The 19,085-nt window shown below is 44.8% G+C and carries 17 protein-coding genes; 2 read left to right on the top strand and 15 right to left on the bottom strand.

The features are described 5' to 3' along the window. Positions 1 to 19: 19 nt before the first annotated feature. The 5 genes from proB to L4D78_RS04325 form a co-directional block, all read right to left on the bottom strand. Complete coding sequence (gene proB, locus L4D78_RS04305; protein WP_428465805.1) at positions 20 to 1,219, bottom strand: glutamate 5-kinase; 1,200 nt, start codon at positions 1,217 to 1,219, stop codon at positions 20 to 22. A gap of 115 nt (positions 1,220 to 1,334) precedes the next feature. Continuing rightward, positions 1,335 to 1,739 carry a sigma factor-binding protein Crl gene (gene crl, locus L4D78_RS04310; RefSeq protein WP_428465806.1) on the bottom strand — a complete coding sequence of 135 codons (405 nt, stop codon included), beginning with the start codon at positions 1,737 to 1,739 and terminating at the stop codon, positions 1,335 to 1,337. 161 nt (positions 1,740 to 1,900) lie between these two features. Further along, the gene (gene frsA / locus L4D78_RS04315; protein ID WP_428465807.1) at positions 1,901 to 3,169 is read right to left on the bottom strand and encodes an esterase FrsA; all 1,269 of its coding nucleotides are present in this window, start codon (positions 3,167 to 3,169) and stop codon (positions 1,901 to 1,903) included. A gap of 252 nt (positions 3,170 to 3,421) precedes the next feature. Beyond that, positions 3,422 to 3,880: a xanthine phosphoribosyltransferase gene (gpt, locus tag L4D78_RS04320; protein ID WP_428456021.1), complete on the bottom strand. Its 459-nt coding sequence runs from the start codon at positions 3,878 to 3,880 to the stop codon at positions 3,422 to 3,424. A 53-nt stretch (positions 3,881 to 3,933) separates the two neighbouring features. Then, positions 3,934 to 5,223 carry an NCS2 family permease gene (locus tag L4D78_RS04325; RefSeq protein WP_428465808.1) on the bottom strand — a complete coding sequence of 430 codons (1,290 nt, stop codon included), beginning with the start codon at positions 5,221 to 5,223 and terminating at the stop codon, positions 3,934 to 3,936. Positions 5,224 to 6,276: 1,053 nt separating this feature from the next. Between L4D78_RS04325 and L4D78_RS04330 the strand changes: the two genes are divergently transcribed. Together L4D78_RS04330 and L4D78_RS04335 are read left to right on the top strand one after the other, a co-directional pair. Continuing rightward, positions 6,277 to 7,920, top strand: coding sequence for a methyl-accepting chemotaxis protein (locus tag L4D78_RS04330; RefSeq protein WP_428465809.1), 1,644 nt, complete (start codon positions 6,277 to 6,279; stop codon positions 7,918 to 7,920). Positions 7,921 to 8,052: 132 nt separating this feature from the next. Then, complete coding sequence (locus tag L4D78_RS04335) at positions 8,053 to 9,513, top strand: aminoacyl-histidine dipeptidase (protein ID WP_428465810.1); 1,461 nt, start codon at positions 8,053 to 8,055, stop codon at positions 9,511 to 9,513. Positions 9,514 to 9,576: 63 nt separating this feature from the next. On the opposite strand, the gene dinB is transcribed toward L4D78_RS04335, so the two are convergent. The 10 genes from dinB to bolA form a co-directional block, all read right to left on the bottom strand. After that, complete coding sequence (dinB, locus tag L4D78_RS04340; protein WP_428465811.1) at positions 9,577 to 10,668, bottom strand: DNA polymerase IV; 1,092 nt, start codon at positions 10,666 to 10,668, stop codon at positions 9,577 to 9,579. A gap of 171 nt (positions 10,669 to 10,839) precedes the next feature. Continuing rightward, a complete protein-coding gene (gene nqrM / locus L4D78_RS04345) occupies positions 10,840 to 11,061 on the bottom strand; it encodes a (Na+)-NQR maturation NqrM (protein ID WP_428456016.1) in 222 nt (73 codons plus the stop codon). Between the two features lie 9 nt (positions 11,062 to 11,070). Beyond that, positions 11,071 to 12,063 (bottom strand): FAD:protein FMN transferase, encoded by a 993-nt coding sequence (locus L4D78_RS04350; protein WP_428465900.1) that lies wholly within the window; start codon positions 12,061 to 12,063, stop codon positions 11,071 to 11,073. 174 nt (positions 12,064 to 12,237) lie between these two features. Beyond that, the gene (gene nqrF, locus L4D78_RS04355) at positions 12,238 to 13,461 is read right to left on the bottom strand and encodes an NADH:ubiquinone reductase (Na(+)-transporting) subunit F (protein WP_428465812.1); all 1,224 of its coding nucleotides are present in this window, start codon (positions 13,459 to 13,461) and stop codon (positions 12,238 to 12,240) included. A gap of 24 nt (positions 13,462 to 13,485) precedes the next feature. Continuing rightward, positions 13,486 to 14,082 (bottom strand): NADH:ubiquinone reductase (Na(+)-transporting) subunit E, encoded by a 597-nt coding sequence (nqrE, locus tag L4D78_RS04360; protein ID WP_428456014.1) that lies wholly within the window; start codon positions 14,080 to 14,082, stop codon positions 13,486 to 13,488. A gap of 7 nt (positions 14,083 to 14,089) precedes the next feature. Further along, positions 14,090 to 14,722 (bottom strand): NADH:ubiquinone reductase (Na(+)-transporting) subunit D, encoded by a 633-nt coding sequence (locus L4D78_RS04365; protein ID WP_428456013.1) that lies wholly within the window; start codon positions 14,720 to 14,722, stop codon positions 14,090 to 14,092. Further along, positions 14,715 to 15,509, bottom strand: a complete 795-nt coding sequence (locus L4D78_RS04370) for a Na(+)-translocating NADH-quinone reductase subunit C (protein ID WP_428465813.1) — start codon at positions 15,507 to 15,509, stop codon at positions 14,715 to 14,717. The genes L4D78_RS04365 and L4D78_RS04370 overlap by 8 nt, the downstream gene beginning before the upstream one ends. Beyond that, positions 15,499 to 16,743 carry an NADH:ubiquinone reductase (Na(+)-transporting) subunit B gene (locus L4D78_RS04375; RefSeq protein ID WP_428465814.1) on the bottom strand — a complete coding sequence of 415 codons (1,245 nt, stop codon included), beginning with the start codon at positions 16,741 to 16,743 and terminating at the stop codon, positions 15,499 to 15,501. Before L4D78_RS04375 ends, L4D78_RS04370 begins: the two co-directional genes overlap by 11 nt. A 3-nt stretch (positions 16,744 to 16,746) precedes the next feature. Then, positions 16,747 to 18,087, bottom strand: a complete 1,341-nt coding sequence (locus tag L4D78_RS04380) for a Na(+)-translocating NADH-quinone reductase subunit A (protein ID WP_428465815.1) — start codon at positions 18,085 to 18,087, stop codon at positions 16,747 to 16,749. Between the two features lie 673 nt (positions 18,088 to 18,760). After that, positions 18,761 to 19,075: a transcriptional regulator BolA gene (gene bolA, locus L4D78_RS04385; protein ID WP_428465816.1), complete on the bottom strand. Its 315-nt coding sequence runs from the start codon at positions 19,073 to 19,075 to the stop codon at positions 18,761 to 18,763. Positions 19,076 to 19,085 lie beyond the last annotated feature (10 nt).

Consider the following 19,085-nt stretch of genomic DNA (forward strand, 5'->3'; position numbering starts at 1 on the left):
ATTCGGTTGATTATCACGTTTAAATCACAACAAGATCGTCTCGGTGCACAGCGACTGGACCATACTCATAACCCAACACCTGATGGATATCTTGACTATGTTTACCGGCAATTTTAGCCAGATCATAACTAGAATAACGGCTGATCCCACGTGCTAGCAGCTCGCCTTTCGCATTAAAGATACGAGCCACTTCACCGCGCTCAAAATCACCGTTGACACGGGCAATCCCTTTTGACAGCAAACTACTGCCCCGCTGCTGAACAGCCATTGCGGCACCATCATCAATCACAATATCACCCGCTGGTGGGGGCCCGGCTAAAATCCAACGTTTACGGCTTTCTAACGGCGACTCTAACGGCAAGAAACGTGTACCAACAGACTCACCTTTAACCAAATCAGCAATCACATCGGTACGGCTACCCGCCGCAATAATGACTTCAATACCAGCACGGCGAGCAACATCTGCAGCTTGTAACTTGGTTGCCATCCCCCCCGTGCCTAAACCACCCGCACTACCGCCAGCTAATTTACGTAATGTTTCATCAATAGTATGAACTTCACGAATAAGTTCAGCATCTGGGTTATTACGTGGGTCAGCAGTAAATAAACCGGGCTGATCGGTGAGTAAAAGCAGTTTATCGGCGCTCGCTAAAATACCGACTAACGCAGACAAGTTGTCGTTGTCGCCCACTTTAATTTCTGTGGTTGCCACAGCATCGTTTTCATTTACAACGGGAATAATGCCATTATCAAGCAGCGCGACAATCATATCGCGCGCATTAAGGTAGCGCTCACGATCATCCAAATCTGCGCGAGTTAGCAGCATTTGTCCAACATGCAGGTTATAGATACCGAATAGGCTTTCCCATTCTTGGATCAACCGGCTTTGACCCACAGCAGCCAACAGCTGTTTACTTGCCATGTTTTTGGGCAGTTCGGGGTAACCTAAATGTTCACGTCCGGCGGCAATTGCGCCTGACGTTACAATAATCACTTTATGCCCCTGACGGCGAAGTAAGGCGCACTGCCTTACAAGCTCAACCATGTGTGCACGATCAAGTTGAAGCGTGCCACCCGTTAAAACGCTGGTGCCGAGCTTCACAACAATCGTTTGTTGTTCAGGGGAGGATTGCTTGACCGCTTGACTGCGTTGCTCTGATTGAGCGTTATCTGCTGCCAAGCCTGTCGTTTGTACATTTAGGGAGTTGGTATCTGCCATTGGGATCAAACAATAAATAAGAAGTAGAGCATTGTTGTATCAATACACTTATAAAATCACAAGAAAAATGCGCCTTTAAGGCGCATTTTTCATCATAAGTTTATTCTAAACCCACTTAAGCCGCACTTCCCAGTGTTGCTTCCTTAAGTGCTTTAGATGCACTTAACGTCAATTCAAACTCTTTTTCCAATAGACCCGTCAATTTAGGGTAAAAGTCATCAAGTGTTTGCTGTACAGCTTGAACATGCTTCGCAGGTAGCGCTTCTTTTTTCCACTCCCCTTTCGCATCAAAGCGGCCAAAGTAGTATTGGTATTCAAATCCAGTATCTGTTGCGTCAAGTTCTAGCCACCAGCCCCAGAATTCACGTTCTTCTGGTGCTTTTTTAGCACTAATACAACTAGAGAGGCAGTCAAAAAAGAAATGGCCTTCAGACGAATGCTGCTGACGCAAATATGGACCAATGGCCGTCAGTTTTGTCATGAGGCGGCCATGAGGAGGAAAGGTTGTTGCCGTTGTCATAGTATATCTCCATCCCTAGCAATAACTGTGAAGCAAGCATGCAGGCAAAATGCTGGCACCTACTTTACGCGTAAATACCATTTAAGCTATAAATCGCTGCTATGGCAACAATTTATTTACATTTGCCATCTCAATTCTCGTTATTAAGCAGGTTGGAAACGCTATGCCAGCTTTTCTTTCAACCAATCCACTACTGCTTCCATCGAACGGTGATAACCATCATGAAGTGGTTTTTCAGGCAAGATCAACGCTTTACCACCTCGACTCGACATTGCAATTAATTGGTTATCCATCTCAGTACTAACCGGATCGCCCTTGAGGCAGATACCCAACATTGGGACATCGACCTTACGTCTGCCCAGTAACCCTTGTAATTTCAACGACCATGCAGGCAAATGAGACATTAAACTGGCTTTAGATACCCCGTGTTTACCCATTCGAGAGGCAAACATATCAAGGTACATGCGGGGTAATGTATCAAGCCGCTTAGGCTCGGTGAGTAAGCTATTGACGACACCACCGACACTGATGCAGGTTTTCAACCGTGACGGCTCAAGAAAACCCAAACGAATCGCGGCATTGCCGCCAAAACGAAAACCCAGCATCGCCACGCGATTATGGTCAACCCACGGCACGTCTTTCACCTGTTGCAGTAAGGCTTGATGCAAGCGACTGGTATCTTCATTTAAAGACCATGAAGCACTGTGCCCAACCGATGGCATATCCAACGTGATCATGGCAAACCCTGCAGGACCAAGGTAATCATGATACAAACGCCACAAATCAGATTGCAGCGTATCTAAGCCACCACTCACAATTACGGTGGGTAGTAATTTGTCAGTACACGGTAAATGGATAAAGGCTTGGAAGGTTTTATTTTCGTATTTCACATCAATGGTACGCATTTGATGTGGCATGCTCTCCATTGCTTCACGGTAAACCTGATTGGCTTGAAGCTCGGCTTGAGCAGCTAGGGCATCACCTTTAATATGCGGATAAGCAGCAATGCTGTAGTACATACTGGCTTTTAATAGATTCTCTGCCGCTTTGGTTTTATCAGCAGACTCCCCTGACTCGAGCAAAGCCCGTCCCGCCTTTTGATAGGCCGCACCAGAATGACACCACTCATATGTCCAGTTGCCAGGTTTATACCCAATAACGGTATCAAGCAAATCATCGCGTGTTCGAGCCGCATCGGAATTTGCCATTCGAGAGAAAATGGCTTCCATTTCAATTGGGTCAATACCCTGCCATGCCCATTGAGGTCGACGCAAAACTCGGTACCAACCCGTTTCACTATCCCCATCAAGTGCATTATGGACTGGTTTGTCGACGACATTCGCTAACTTAACCAAGCTTGAGGTTTCTTTTGAAGTTTGCCTTGGGGCAAATAACTTTTCAGATAAATTCTGTTTAGAGGTGTCAGACACGGTAAGCTCCACTGATTAATAACATGGACAGATTTATAAACGAGTGAAGCACATTACATAGCGATGTTGCGACACTAAAAAGGCATCTGTACATTGATCGCCAAAATACATAAACGATAGTATCTTGGGTTGAATATCAAAAGTATACCACTCAATAGGGTGCTCTTGAGATATCTCAATCAAAGAGTCAAATCGCAGACAAAAAAAAGGAGCCTAATGCTCCTTTTTTTTCAGTGACCGTAGTTGCTAGAATTACTTCTTCGCAATTGGATCAACGTATGTAATCGCCATATCCCAAGGCTGCTCAATCCAAGTATCTTGAGCAATATCGACAACGTAGTCGTCAACAAGATGCTTACCAGCAGGTTTAGCACATACTGTCACGAATTTTGCCTTCGGGTACATCTGGCGAATCAACTCAGCAGTACCGCCAGTATCGACTAGATCATCGATTACAATGAAACCTTCACCGTCACCGTCTACTTTCTTTAAAACTTGCATTTCGCGCTGATGATCGTGGTCGTAGCTTGAGATACAAACCGTATCAACATAACGAATACCAAGTTCACGAGCCAAGATTGCAGATGGAACTAAACCACCACGGCTAACGGCAATAATACCTTTCCATTGATCGGCAGGAAGAAGTTTTTCTGCTAGCTGGCGGGTATACATTTGCATGTTGTCCCAAGTGATGATGAACTTATTACTCATATCCGATGAACCTCTGAGTCAGCGATATAGCCGCTGGATGTATTTATAAACTGTTATAGGAAAATAATTTTAGCAATAAATAGGGCTGAAATAACCCAAACGCTAATATTAACATCTCTTCCCTTGCCGCTCATTACTTTGACAGCAGCATAGGTAATAAAGCCAAGGCCGATGCCTTCAGCAATAGAATATGTTAACGGCATCAGTAGGCAAACTACAACTACTGGTGCTGCTTCTGTTAGGTCGCGCCAATCTATGCTGACCAATCCTGACATCATCAAGATAGCAACATAAAACAAAGCACCAGCGGTTGCATATGCTGGAACCATACCTGCAAGAGGTGCAAAGAATAAAGCAAGCAGGAACAATACGCCAACAGTAACTGCAGTTAATCCTGTTCGACCACCGACAGCGACACCTGAAACACTTTCAACAAATGATGTCGTGTTCGATGTACCCAATACTGCACCCACTGATGTTGCAGTACTGTCAGCAAGCAGTGCGCGGTTAAGACGTGGAAGCTTACCGTCTTTGTCCATTAGGTTGGCTTTATTCGCAACACCGACCAAAGTACCTGCGGTGTCGAACAAATCGACAAACAAGAAAGCAAAAACAACTGAGATTAAACCAACTTCAAGCGCACCTGAAAAGTCCATTTGCATAAATGTCGGCGCAATACTTGGTGGCATAGACATGATACCGCCGTATTGGATATCACCAAATATAATGCCAAGCACGGTTACCGCTAAAATTGCAATCAATACTGCCGCTTTATAACCACGGTGAACCAGCGCAATAGTTAGGAAAAAGCCCAACGCAGCCATTGCCGCAGGGAAGCTTGTGAAATCCCCCACTTGAACCAGTGTCGCAGGGTTTGCGACAACAATGCCAGAACTCTGTAAGCCAATGAAGGCAAGGAATAAGCCGATACCCGCAGAAATGCCGGTGCGAAGTGACAGTGGTATCGCATTGATGATCCACTCTCGCACTCGAAGAATGCTTAATAGAATAAAGCATAAGCCCGAAAGGAATACCGCAGCCAGTGCTACCTGCCACGTATGCCCCATACCAAGTACAACGCCATAGGTAAAGAATGCATTCAAGCCCATACCTGGCGCTTGTGCAACTGGGTAGTTAGCCACAAAACCCATGATGAAGCAGCCAACAACCGCCGCTAAACAGGTTGCAACAAAGACTGCACCTGCATCCATCCCTGTTGCCGACAACATTGTCGGGTTAACGAAGATGATATACGCCATGGTTAGAAAGGTCGTTAAACCAGCCAACAGCTCTGTACGAACATCCGTACCGTGCTCTTTCAGTTTGAATAATTTCTCAAGCATTGCTCTCGATTCCTTGGAGATCTTAACCAACATTTAAATCAAACCCTGTTTCAGTGAATACTCTGCATTCACACTCAACAAAATTCGGAAAAAGTAAAATAGAAAACGTTTGCGCCCTATTTTTGGTGGCGATTATAGGCATGTTACCCACCGATTTCCAGCAAATAACGCAATTATCACTAGCACATGATTACAACCGGATAAAAAACCAACCAACACATCAAGACAATAAAAATAAAGTGATAAAAATCAATAAATTAACATACTGTTATCATGTTCGATTTTTAACCAGTTAATATTTTTAACTCCTACGCAATCGATTAATATGCACATAGTTAATAGTAAATTTAGCGACTCGAACAGAATGTAATGGAATACATCGAAAACGGTAAGATTTAGAGACCAACAGGATTTGAATTTAAGATCAAGCAGATAAAAAAACGCCACTTCAAATAGAAGTGGCGTTAAGAATGTCGTTATAACCAAAGTCGGTTATAAAAATTCTCAAATAAGGGGTGAACAATACTGTTGCTATACCCTGCTCGACTCAATAAAGCGTCGAGCAAAATACAAAATTAGTAGCCGAACGAGCTTGGATAATGGAAATTGCTAGTATATACAGCACGTGTGTTCCAAAAGCTTGTTACAGATTTAAATACTTTCATTTTTATCACCTAAATTATTGAGTTGTCATAACACATAAACGTTGTGCTCAGCCATCATGGCTTGACTTAATCTCGGTTCCTTGGAGGCGATATCTCGGGCTCATCCTAGAGCAGTTTGCTGTGTCGTTCATTCTTCGATCAGAAGTTGGAGAAACTATAACCGAACAGTAGTAAACTTTCAATAATTATTTTAACCTCGTCACACTTTTGACCATCTGTAGCGACAAACCCACAAAAACTGTAATTTAATTACACGCCACATCAAGCCACCTCTTTATAAGACAAGACTAAAGTGTAACCTTATGCCTCTTGATTCATCATCCATATGCAACATATCCTATTACATAGGAACAAAATGGATAATGATAATAAAGGATGAAGTACTAGCATGGAGCGATTTCATACACTCAGAGCCATTTCTATCAGTAAGCGGCTATATCTACTTGGTATCACAATTACCCTTTTAACATTGCTACCACTGCTATTGTTTGCCAGCAATTACCAACAAAACCTAATGGAGCAAAAAAGGGTTAAAACCCGCCATCTCGTCGAGACAGTTCATTCATTGGTTGAGTACTATCACCAACAAGAGCAACAAGGTGTACTCTCACGTGAAGCGGCTCAACACCAAGCAAAAACAGCGCTCTCACAGTTACGCTATGAGCAAGAAGACTACTTCTGGATTCATGATCTAACACCGAACATGATCATGCACCCTTTCAAGCCCTCGCTTAACGGCACGAGCTTAGCCAACTTTACCGACCCGCACGGCACCCCCCTTTTTGTTGAGATGACCAATCTCGTTCGGCAACAAGGTAGTGGGTTTATTGATTATTACTGGGAAAAACCAGGACACACTCAGCCAATTGAAAAGATATCTTATGTAAAAGGGTTTACCTCTTGGGGGTGGATCATTGGTTCTGGTATTTACATTGATGATGTAAAAGCCCTCTTTTGGGGCGAAATAAAACAATTAGGATGGATACTGCTTGGAACATTGAGCATTACGTTTGTGCTAGCATGGTCTATTGGCCGTTCAATTACCGTTCCTTGCCGCGAAACGCTAAAAGCTATGCAAGACATCGCTGAAGGGGATGGCGATCTCACCAAGCGTCTGCCAAGTAATGGCAATGACGAGTTAACCCAACTGGCGCATGCTTATAATCGTTTTGCCAACCACCTTGGAAAGATGCTCAATGATATCGCCCCTGTCAGTGAACAAATCAGTGCAGCCGCCACTCAGCTGAACTCTGTCGCCAGCGAAACAGCCCACAGTGCCAAGGCATCTCATCATGGTATTGATAGTGTCGCTGCTGCCATGCACCAACTACATACCAATAACCAAGACATTGCAAAATCAGCTCAACAAGCTGCTGACTCAGCCATAACCGCTCACCGTCACAGTGACAGTAGTATCGCGATTGTCACCAACTCTTCCAATGAAATGCATGCCCTACTATCATTACTCGACGAAACCAATGACAGTGCTCACCACTTGGAAAAAGACTCGCTCGCAATAGGCTCGGTGTTGGATGTTATTCGCAGTATTGCCGAACAAACCAACCTACTCGCATTAAATGCCGCTATTGAGGCAGCAAGGGCTGGTGAGCAAGGGCGAGGATTTGCTGTTGTTGCAGACGAAGTACGCACATTGGCAACACGTACTCAAACAAGCACCAATGAAATAGAAGAAATCATCAGTAACCTGCAATCCAGAGCTAACTCCGTCAGTAATGCACTTACCCAAACCCGTGAGCAATCGGCCAGTACCGCAGAACATGCCAACCATGTCGCACAAACATTATCTGAAATTGGCGAGCACATTAGTGAAATAAAGATCCTCAATCAGCATATTGCCGATTCAAGCGATCAGCAAAGCTCGGCAGCTGAGGAGATTAACATCAACCTCAATCAACTCACCGAACATAGCCAAAAAACAGTACAGCAAGGTGATCATATTGCCAGCACAAGCGAACAACTGCTAGCCAATGGTCGCAACCTCGCAAATCACGTCGGGCACTTTAAGATTTAACTGTTACAGTTTCAGACACAGTGGTATTCTTTAGGTTAACCGTGATAGACAATAATGCTGGAATCATTAACGATAAGTTAAATTTTCCACTACAAAATCACCAAAGACCAAAAGTTTATAAAGGAGACTGCTGTGTCTGAAATCAGTCAACTGTCACCACAACCTGTGTGGCAATTCTTCGATCAAATCTGCTCAATCCCACACCCTTCTAAGCACGAAGAGCAATTGGCTCAACACATTATTACCTTCGCTAAAAACGAAGGTCTTGATGTACGTCGTGATAGTGTTGGTAATGTATTTATTAAAAAACCAGCCACTCCGGGTATGGAAGATCGTAAAGGTGTTGTACTTCAAGCACACATTGATATGGTGCCACAGAAGAACGAAGACACTGACCACGACTTCACAGTAGATCCTATCCAACCATTTATCGATGGTGAGTGGGTGACGGCGAAAGGCACGACCCTTGGTGCTGACAACGGTATGGGTATGGCTGCTTGTTTGGCTGTGCTGGCATCGAAAGATATTGAGCACGGTCCACTAGAAGTCCTGCTTACTATTGATGAAGAAGCGGGTATGACTGGCGCATTTGGTCTAGAAAAAGGTTGGTTGGACGGTGATATCCTCCTTAACACCGATTCTGAGCAAGAAGGCGAAGTCTACATGGGCTGTGCTGGTGGTGTTGACGGCGCACTATCGCTGACAATCAACCGTGAAGAAACACCAGCAGGTTACCAAGCGGTTAAGCTGGTAGTTAAAGGCCTTAAAGGTGGTCACTCTGGCTGTGATATCCACACAGGCCGCGGTAATGCCAACAAAATCCTTGGTCGCTTCCTCTTTGCTCATGCAGAAGAGCTAGGCTTACGCCTAACATCTCTGACTGGCGGTAGCCTTCGTAATGCAATTCCACGTGAAGCTAACGCTGTGGTTGCCCTGCCCGCTGCAAATATTGATAAGCTTAATGAGCTATTCGCTTACTATCAGGAACTCTTAGTTGCTGAGCTAGGCCGCGTAGAAACCGACATTAACCTATTTACTGAAGCTGTTGATGTACCTGCTGATGTTATTACGACAGCAGACCAACAACGCTTCACAAGCATGCTGAACGCTTGCCCTAACGGTGTCATTCGGATGAGTGACGACATTGAAGGTGTTGTTGAAACATCACTGAACGTTGGCGTGATCACGACTGAAGCAGATAAGATCACCGTACTGTGCTTGATCCGTTCATTGATCGATTCAGGTCGCAGCAATGTTGAAGGTATGCTTAAAGCTGTGGCATCGCTTGCTGGTGCAACCTGTGAGTTCTCTGGTACCTACCCAGGCTGGAAACCAGATGCTGACTCTGAAGTGATGCAACTATTCCGCGAAACCTACGAAAGCATCTATGGCCGCGTACCAAACATCATGGTGATCCACGCGGGTCTTGAGTGTGGCCTGTTCAAGAAACCTTATCCAAATATGGATATGATCTCTTTCGGCCCTACGATTAAGTTCCCACACTCGCCTGATGAGAAAGTACAAATCGAAACTGTTGCCCTATTCTGGGAGCAGATGGTTGCGATTTTGAAAAATATTCCAGTTAAGGCATAAGCTGTCTTTGGAAACGATAAAAGCAGGCCGAGGCCTGCTTTTTTAGTTCGTAAATATCAGTTCTTAAAACCCTTCAAACGACAGTTGCTGCGCCTTTATTCCCACTTCCAAACCAACACTGATACCAATCAATCTTATTTCACGACTCTTTTGCCGCGTTAACGCTTCCGTTAATAGTCCCATAAACTGATTCTTATCTAACACTGCCTGCGTATGCTCAACCGTGGTTTGTTGAAAATCTGCGAATTTGACCTTAACCCCCTGCTTCGCAATATTGAGCCCTGGCCGAACTTGCTTTAACCGTTTCTCAAGTTCAGGGTACAGGCGCTCGATAACCGCCCAGCATTCATCATAGCTACGAATATTTTTAGAAAACGTACGCTCAACACCAACTGATTTTCTTGTTCGTTCGACAATGACTTCTCGCGTATCGATGCCATGCGCACGTGACCATAGTGACTGACCAAACTTACCAAACTCTTGCAGCAACAGGTGACGATCATAATGTTGGACATCACGTCCAACATACAGCCCTCTATCGTGCAATTTTTGAATGGTGACTTTGCCAACGCCAGGTATTTTTTCTAACTGTAGCTCGGCGACAAAAGCAGGTACTTGATCAGGGGTCACCACATACTGGCCATCCGGTTTGTTTAAATCAGAGGCCACTTTAGCAATAAACTTTACTGGAGCGATGCCGGCAGAGGCGGTTAAGTCGAGCTCGTCTTTGATTGTTCGGCGAATATCTTCGGCAATTAGCGTCGCAGAACCATGTAGCAGCGTACAGTCGGTAACGTCCAAATAGGCTTCATCTAACGACAGGGGCTCAATCTTATCGGTATAGCGCTGAAAGATTTCTCTAATGTGTGTCGAGACCTCTTTATAGACTGCCATTCTGCCCGACACTAACGTCAAATGTGGACACAGCGCCATTGCTTTACCCGTCGGCATCGCCGAGCGGACACCGTATTTACGCGCAAGGTAATTACAGGTGCTGATCACTCCTCGCTGTTCAGAGCGCCCCCCTATCGCAATCGGAATATCTCTAAGCTCAGGATTATCACGCATTTCGACCGCCGCATAGAAGCAATCCATATCAACATGGATTATTTTTCGAGTCGAGGCACTATTTGGTGATACGGGTAGCTCAGGCATAGATGAGACACTAACTGTTTTTTTATACAGTACCTATTATAGAATATAGCAACTCGTTGTGTGAAGCGTCATGATGACGAAAGATTCGATTGCAATGTGATATATAGAAGCAGATAACAAAAAGCCCGAGCTGAGCCGGGCTTTAGGGGGAGAACGTAAAAGCACTAAAGATTAAATAATCTGATTTTTCTTCCACTCTTCTTGGCGAGCAGCGCGTGCTTCACGTTTCTTACGTGCATCACAAGGTTCAGGGCAATCACACTCTTTGACAATACCGATGCCATCAAGACCACCACAACTACCACTTACTGTTTTACGCTGGAAAATATAACCAACAGCCATTGCAGCAATGACCAACAAAAATACAGCAAACGTTGTTAAATATATCGCCATGATAGTTCTCTATTTCTTTTGCAGGTAAGGTGCAAAGGCGTCAGAGATGAACTCTTTATACCCTTGCTCGGTTTTCACCACTAGCAAGACTGGTAAGTTTTCTTGCTCGGCCAATGCTATCGACTTTTCTTCACCCATCACAGAGAAGGCGGTTGCAAGGGCATCTGCCGTCATGCTCGATGGATGCAATACTGTTACTGATACCACATGATTCGAAATAGGGGTACCACTATTTGGATCGATCAGATGCGAATAACGCACGCCATCTTCTTCAAAATAATTACGATAGTCACCCGATGTTGCCACAGCCATATCGCCTGGTTCAATCACTTCTTGAATCGCACGACGGCCATCTTCAGTTGGCTTCTCGATGGCAATACGCCATGGCACACCTTCAAGGTTGTTACCTTTAAGGCTTAATTCACCACCAATTTCAATGAGGTAGTCATCAGCTCCTAGGTCATCGAAGTAATCAGCAACCACGTCAACACCAAACCCTTTTGCAATAGATGATAGATCAACATAAAGCTCAGGAATATCTTTGGTTAACATATTCCCTTCAAGACTTAGGTGATGAATACCCACAATATCGCGACGCTCAGCTAACTCTTGATCCGTTGGGGTTGACTCTGGACGAGCTTCAGGACCAAAGCTCCACAGATTCACGATTGGGCCAACGGTCACGTCTAATGCACCATCGGTTAGCTTAGCTAAGCGGATCGCTTCCTTTACTACCGTTGCAGTATCATCTGATACTTCAAATGGCTCTAGCGTACGTTGCTGGTTAAATTGACTGAGCTCGGAATGCTTACGGTAAGTCGACATTTGATCGTTCACTAGCTCTAGTCGACGATCAATTTCGGCTTGCATATCGCTTGCTTCAGGTAAGCCTTCCTGCTTAATCAACTTAATAGAGTAATAAGTCCCCATCGTAGAGCCATCAAGCTGGACTAATTCACGTTGATCACTACAGGCCGACAGGGTAAAAGCCAAAACAAGCATCAAAAGTGCTTTGCTTAGGAACGTCTTCATTAACTACTCCCAAAATGAAAGACTAACTATGTATGGCATATCTGTTTAAGCAGAAATAACCACATAAAAATTGGATTTATTACATCGTTACTACGAAAAAAGGCTGACCCTAAGGGTCAGCCAATTTTTCTAGGTCGTAGCTAATTAGCCACCGAAGTCATCCAGAAGGATGTTTTCATCTTCAACACCAAGGTCTTTCAGCATGCCGATAACAGCAGCGTTCATCATTGGTGGACCACACATGTAGTATTCACAATCTTCAGGCGCATCATGATCTTTCAAGTAGTTCTCGTAGATCACGTTGTGGATGAAGCCTGTGTAACCGTCCCAGTTATCCTCAGCAAGAGGATCAGACAGTGCAACATGCCATTCAAAGTTCTCGTTATCTGCCGCTAGCGTATCGAAATCTTCAATGTAGAACATTTCACGCTTAGAGCGAGCACCGTACCAGTAAGTCATCTTACGCTTAGATTTCAGGCGTAGAAGCTGGTCGAAGATGTGAGAGCGCATTGGTGCCATACCAGCACCACCACCGATGAATACCATTTCGTTGTCAGTTTCTTTCGCGAAGAACTCACCGAATGGACCAGAGATAGTACACGTGTCACCCGACTTCAAAGACCAGATGTACGATGACATAATGCCAGGTGGTACATCAGGGTTGTTTGGCGGCGGAGTTGCAATACGTACGTTAAGCTTAATCAGGCCTTTCTCTTCTGGGTATGACGCCATAGAGTAAGCACGGATTGAATGCTCTTTTACGATTGACTCGTAACGGAACAGGTTAAACTTGTCCCAATCTTCACGGTATTCCTCAGGAACATCGAAGTCAGAGTATTTGATGTGATGTGGATCAGCTTCAATCTGAATGTAACCACCAGCACGGAAAGGTACTTCCTCGCCATCAGGGATTTTAAGAACCAACTCTTTAATAAAGGTTGCTTCGTTGTCATTCGAAAGAACTTCACATTCCCACTTCTTAACACCAAAGATTTCTTCTGGAAGCTCGATGTCCATGTCAGATTTAACATTAACCTGACACGCTAGACGTTCGCCTTCACGTGCTTCACCTTTTGTGATGTGGTCAAGTTCAGTCGGAAGGATGTCGCCACCGCCAGACTTCACTTTAACGCGACACTGGCCACAAGAGCCACCGCCACCACAAGCAGATGAAACAAAGATACCGCTAGCTGAAAGAGCATTTAGCAGTTTGTTACCGGCAGCGGATGTAATCGCTTTTTCCGGATCGCCATTAACTGAGATAGTAATGTCACCTGATGGTACCAGCTTAGATTTAGCGAAAAGGATCACTAAAACTAGAGCCAGGATAATCAAGGTGAACATGACTACGCCAAGAATAATATCCATTGATTTTATTCCTTATTATCCTGATTACAGCTGAACGCCGGAGAAGGACATGAAGCCCAACGCCATAAGGCCAACGGTGATGAATGTAATACCTAGGCCACGAAGACCAGGAGGTACGTCTGAGTATTTCATCTTCTCGCGGATACCCGCAAGAGCAACGATTGCTAGCATCCAACCGATACCAGAACCAAGACCATATACTACAGATTCAGCAAAGTTATAATCACGCTGTACCATGAAAGATACACCACCGAAGATTGCACAGTTAACTGTGATCAACGGTAGGAAAATACCTAGTGCGTTATATAGCGGCGGGAAGAAGCGGTCCAGAACCATTTCCAGGATCTGTACCAGTGCCGCGATAACACCAATGAACGTGATGAAGTTCAGGAAGCTAAGGTCAACACCCGCAACAATAGCGCCATCTTTCAGTAACAGGTTATAGATAAGGTTGTTCACCGGTACAGCAATCGTTAGTACAACGATAACTGCTACACCCAGACCGAAAGAAGTTTTCACTTTTTTCGATACCGCTAGGAATGTACACATACCTAGGAAGAACGACAGTGCCAAGTTCTCGATAAAGATCGAACGAACCAGAAGGCTTAGATAATGTTCCATGTTCCCCTTACTCCTTCGCTTCGATTTGTTCTGGACGGATAATACGGATAGCCCAGATCATGAAACCAATCAGGAAGAACGCTGATGGTGCTAGGATCATCATACCGTTTGGCTGGTACCAACCACCGTCAGACACTAACGGTAGAATTTCCACACCGAATAGTTTGCCTGAACCAAATAGCTCACGGAAGAAAGCAACTGTGATAAGTACGAAACCGTAGCCTAAACCGTTACCAATACCATCAACAAGTGATGGAAGTGGTGCAGATTTCATTGCGTATGCTTCTGCTCGACCCATAACAATACAGTTAGTAATGATCAAACCAACGAATACAGAAAGCTGCTTAGAAATATCGTAAACAAATGCTTTCAGTACCTGATCAACCACGATTACCAATGATGCGATAATAGCCATCTGAACGATGATACGAACGCTGTTTGGAATGTGGTTACGGATCATAGATACGAACAAGTTAGAGAACGCACATACGAATGTTACCGCAAGGGTCATTACGAATGCTGTTTCTAGTTTGGTGGTTACTGCAAGCGCAGAACATACACCAAGAATCTGAAGCGCAATCGGGTTGTTATCGATAAACGGCGCAAACAGAATCTTCTTCATTTCTTTAGTATCAGCCATTGTTTAGGCCTCCTTCACGAACTTTAGTTAGGAATGGACCAAAGCCCATGTCACCCAACCAGAAGTCGAAGGTGTGCTGAACACCATTCGCTGTCAAGGTTGCGCCAGACAAACCGTCTACGCCATGGATATCACCTTCTGGTGCTCCACCTTTAACAACACGAATTGCTGGCTTGTTGTTTTCATCAAACAGTTGCTTACCAACAAACTGAGCGCGCCAGTTCGGGTTCTCAATCTCACCACCAAGTCCAGGTGTTTCACCTTGCTCGTAGTAAGTAATACCAGCTAATGTATTACCATCAGTTTCAACAGCAATAAATGCATACATTGTCGACCATAAACCGCCACCGTGAACAGGCAGGATTAGTTTTTCGACATTGTTATCAGCATCTTTCACTAAATAAACCGTTGCAACATTTGCACGACGAATGATTTTCGCCAGATCATCACCTGAATCCAAACGGATTGACTGGCTTGGATCTTTCGATGCGTTACGCTGGCTATATTGTTCAGCTGTTTCGCCTGCTTCTGTGGTTTCAATGAACTCGCCCGTCGTAAGATCAAGCAATTTAGGTTCAATAAACTCACCGTAAGCTTCTTGAATATTGCTAACGCCATCAAGAATACCGGCAACAGAAAGGATATTACGCTGTACATCCTCTACTGCATTTTTCTGCTGTAATGGACGCAGAGCAACAGCTGCAGCTGATACCACGATAGAGCACACTAGGCTCAGTGCGATAACAACAATCAGCGTTTTTTTAATGCTATCGTTATTACTTGCCATGACGAGCTAGTCTCCGTTTGATATTGCCCTGAACTACTAGGTTGTCAAATAGAGGTGCGAATAGGTTAGCAAATAGGATTGCTAGCATCATACCTTCTGGGTACGCAGGGTTAACCACACGAACCATAACAGCCATTGCACCGATTAGCGCGCCGTACCACCACTTACCTTTGTTGGTAAATGCAGCAGACACTGGATCGGTTGCCATGAACATCATACCGAATGCAAAACCACCTAGAACTAGGTGCCAGTGCCAAGGCATGCTGAACAGTGCATTAGTGTCAGAACCAATGATGTTGAATAGCGTCGCTGTCGCGATCATACCAATCAAAGTACCTGCGATGATGCGCCATGAAGCAATGCCCATGTACACAATCATTGCACCACCAAGAAGGATAGCAAGCGTTGAAACTTCACCAATAGAACCAGGGATACGACCAATGAAGGCATCCATCCAGCTAACAGCTTCGCCAGTTACAACGTTGATAACGCCAGACTGACCACCGATAGCCCACTGACTTAGAGCCGTTGCGCCTGAGAAACCGTCTGCCGCAGTCCATACTAGATCACCAGAGATCTGAGCTGGGTATGCGAAGAACAAGAACGCACGACCTGCCAATGCAGGGTTAAGGAAGTTACGACCAGTACCACCAAAGATTTCTTTTGCAACAACAACACCAAAGGTAATACCTAGTGCTGCCTGCCAAAGTGGTAGTGTTGGCGGTACGATCAATGCGAAAAGAATCGAAGTAACAAAGAAACCTTCGTTAACTTCGTGCTTACGCACCATACAGAAAAGTACTTCCCAGAAACCACCTACCGCGAAAACAACTGCGTAGATAGGTAGGAAGAATGTCGCACCGAGTAGCATTTTGCTACCCCAGCCAGCATCCGCCGACAAAGTGCCACCCAACATTTCTGTTAGCCAGTAATGCCAGTCACCTGCAACGATAGCAACCAGCTGCTCACCCACATACATGTGGTTAAGCGCGGTAATTGCTTGGTGACCTGTGTTGTACATACCCCAGAACATTGCTGGGAAAACGGCAAACCACACCATGATCATGATGCGCTTCAAGTCAACGCTATCACGAACGTGTGCACTTGAACGTGTTACTTGGCCTGGAGTGTACATAAGAGTTGCGAACGCTTCGTAAAGCGCAAACCACTTCTCGTGTTTACCACCTGGCTCAAAGTGGTGTTCAACTTGCTCGAGTAAATTCTTGAGACTCATGAATTACCCTTCCTTCTCAATTGTGTCCAGGCACTCACGCAGCATTGGACCAAATTCATACTTACCAGGGCACACGAATGTACATAGTGCTAGATCTTCTTCATCTAGTTCTAATGCACCTAGCTGCTGAGCACTATCAACGTCACCTGCACACAGGTCACGCATTAACAGTGTTGGTTCGATATCAAGCGGCATTACTCGCTCGTAGTTACCGATTGGCACCATTGCACGCTCAGAACCGTTCGTCGTAGTCGTCATATTAAATAACTGACCAGGGAAGAACTGGCTTAGGAAAGAACGAGTAATAGAGAACTTGTTTTTACCTGGTGTGATCCAGCCTAGGAACTCTTTCTCACGACCTTCACGTAGTCCAGTTACCTGTAAGTGGTAACGGCCTAGGAAAGCATGAGGACCTGCAGCATGAACACCGTTCAGTACAGAACCAGAAAGCACACGTAGCTCGCCTGGCATCATTTCTGAATCAGCCATTTGCTCGATAGATGCACCGATCTGAGTACGCACTAGACGAGGGTTGTTAACAACCGGCCCAGCCAGAGATACCACACGATCTGTAAAGATTTCACCAGTCAGGAATAACTTACCGAAAGCGATAACGTCCTGATAGTTGATGTGCCAAGCCACATTTTCAATGCTCGCACCGAACAATGTATGAATATGCGTACCTACTAGGCCAGCTGGATGCGGACCATTAAATACGTGTTCTTCAACATTTGATTCGTTAGAACGAGGAAGGCTAGCACCAGACTTACATACCAATACTTTGCCGCTTGTTAGGCGAGACAATAGTGTCAGGCCAGCAACGAAAGCATCGTTCTGCTCGTTAATAACAACTTCTGGGTTTGCTGCTAGAGGATTAGTGTCGATCGCAGTAACAAAGATAGCCTGAGTTTCAGCATCGATGGCAGGCACCTTGCTAAATGGACGCGTACGAAGCGCTGTCCACATACCAGACTCAACAAGCTGATCAACAATTACCGCACGCTCAAGTTGAGCGATTTGGTTTGCTTCATAGCTGTTGAATGTTACTTGCTCATCGCCTTCTACATCGATCACTACCGATTGTAAAACACGCTTCGCACCACGGTTTACTTCTGTAACCTTGCCGCTGGCTGGAGCAGTGAACTTAACGCCTGGATTCTTTTTATCTTCAAAAAGAACCTGACCTTTTTTCACTACATCCCCTACGCGGGTATGCATTGTAGGACGCATACCAACATATTCTTCGCCAAGCAAGGCGACACGTGTGATGGTTTTACCATCATTTATCGCCTGGGTAGGAGTCCCTGAAATTGGGATATCCAGACCCTTTTTTATTGTAATCATACGCACTTGCACTACATTAACGGGAAAAAAAATTTTCTATTGCGCAATTAGACACGACTTTCCTTCGTCCGAAGCCAGTTCGATCCGCGACCAGCACCGCAACATCCTATTCATCCACTCGTAACATTTTTTGTTTCGAGTAAAATTGAGGTCGGGATTCTAGCATTATTTCAATGGAATTTACTATGCCAAACCATGCTAATCGGACTAAAAATCGGCTAACATTTTAAACGCAATATGTTTATATGCTTATTATTTTGAGCTAACGCACAAATGTACAAAGTCACACGATTTATCATGTTTTTTGCACTTGCACCAGCAAGTTAATAAACCCACAACATATAGAAAACACTCACAACAAAGGGGCAATATGCCCCCTACTTTTGTATATTTCGTTTTTGGTTCAATGTTAAAGACTTTGTGCCACCTGATCTTCGGCGTTACACAATAATTGAACCAAATCATTCATTTTTTAACCTTGCATTCAGTTTAACGCTGCGCTTGTATACGTCGCTGCCAAATATGCAGTCTCCAGTATAGCTGTTATCTGCACCCCTTCAGCTGGCAAGGTGACTATTCTACGCAATCATCGCAACGAATGATGCAAGGCGTTTCAAACTTCGTGCATAAAAAAACCGCCCCATGTGCGGTTTTTTATTTCATGCTGAATGGATTAGTCCAGCTTTGAGCCGCCACGACATGCCGGTGACGATGGCGCCCCGTCATTAAGGTTTTGCCATTCACTTTCAGTATAAGTGTGCATTGCCAGCGCATGGATATGGTTTGCTAACTCATCAGCTAGTACACCATTGACCGCTCGATGGCGGCCAATCAAGCGAACACCTTCAAATTGCTCACTCACGACAATAACTTTAAAGTGGCTTTCTGAACCGTCAGGCACTGCATGCATGTAACTTTCATTAATCACTTCCAAGTGTAAGGGTGAGAACGCGTGTTGTAACTTTTCTTGTATACGTTCTTTAATCATAACTTTACCT

The sequence above is a fragment of the Photobacterium minamisatsumaniensis genome (assembly GCF_050336695.1).
Lineage (GTDB): Bacteria > Pseudomonadota > Gammaproteobacteria > Enterobacterales > Vibrionaceae > Photobacterium > Photobacterium minamisatsumaniensis.

What these genes read in the sequence shown, in the direction of transcription:
- L4D78_RS04380 (WP_428465815.1), bottom strand. Translation starts at nt 18,087, where the DNA reads ATGATTACAATAAAAAAGGGTCTGGATATCCCAATTTCAGGGACTCCT.
- L4D78_RS04330 (WP_428465809.1), top strand. Translation starts at nt 6,277, where the DNA reads ATGGAGCGATTTCATACACTCAGAGCCATTTCTATCAGTAAGCGGCTA.
- L4D78_RS04350 (WP_428465900.1), bottom strand. Translation starts at nt 12,063, where the DNA reads ATGCTTGTTTTGGCTTTTACCCTGTCGGCCTGTAGTGATCAACGTGAA.
- nqrF (WP_428465812.1), bottom strand. Translation starts at nt 13,461, where the DNA reads ATGGATATTATTCTTGGCGTAGTCATGTTCACCTTGATTATCCTGGCT.
- L4D78_RS04365 (WP_428456013.1), bottom strand. Translation starts at nt 14,722, where the DNA reads ATGGCTGATACTAAAGAAATGAAGAAGATTCTGTTTGCGCCGTTTATC.
- nqrE (WP_428456014.1), bottom strand. Translation starts at nt 14,082, where the DNA reads ATGGAACATTATCTAAGCCTTCTGGTTCGTTCGATCTTTATCGAGAAC.
- bolA (WP_428465816.1), bottom strand. Translation starts at nt 19,075, where the DNA reads ATGATTAAAGAACGTATACAAGAAAAGTTACAACACGCGTTCTCACCC.
- crl (WP_428465806.1), bottom strand. Translation starts at nt 1,739, where the DNA reads ATGACAACGGCAACAACCTTTCCTCCTCATGGCCGCCTCATGACAAAA.
- L4D78_RS04375 (WP_428465814.1), bottom strand. Translation starts at nt 16,743, where the DNA reads ATGAGTCTCAAGAATTTACTCGAGCAAGTTGAACACCACTTTGAGCCA.
- gpt (WP_428456021.1), bottom strand. Translation starts at nt 3,880, where the DNA reads ATGAGTAATAAGTTCATCATCACTTGGGACAACATGCAAATGTATACC.
- L4D78_RS04370 (WP_428465813.1), bottom strand. Translation starts at nt 15,509, where the DNA reads ATGGCAAGTAATAACGATAGCATTAAAAAAACGCTGATTGTTGTTATC.
- dinB (WP_428465811.1), bottom strand. Translation starts at nt 10,668, where the DNA reads ATGCCTGAGCTACCCGTATCACCAAATAGTGCCTCGACTCGAAAAATA.
- nqrM (WP_428456016.1), bottom strand. Translation starts at nt 11,061, where the DNA reads ATGGCGATATATTTAACAACGTTTGCTGTATTTTTGTTGGTCATTGCT.
- L4D78_RS04325 (WP_428465808.1), bottom strand. Translation starts at nt 5,223, where the DNA reads ATGCTTGAGAAATTATTCAAACTGAAAGAGCACGGTACGGATGTTCGT.
- proB (WP_428465805.1), bottom strand. Translation starts at nt 1,219, where the DNA reads ATGGCAGATACCAACTCCCTAAATGTACAAACGACAGGCTTGGCAGCA.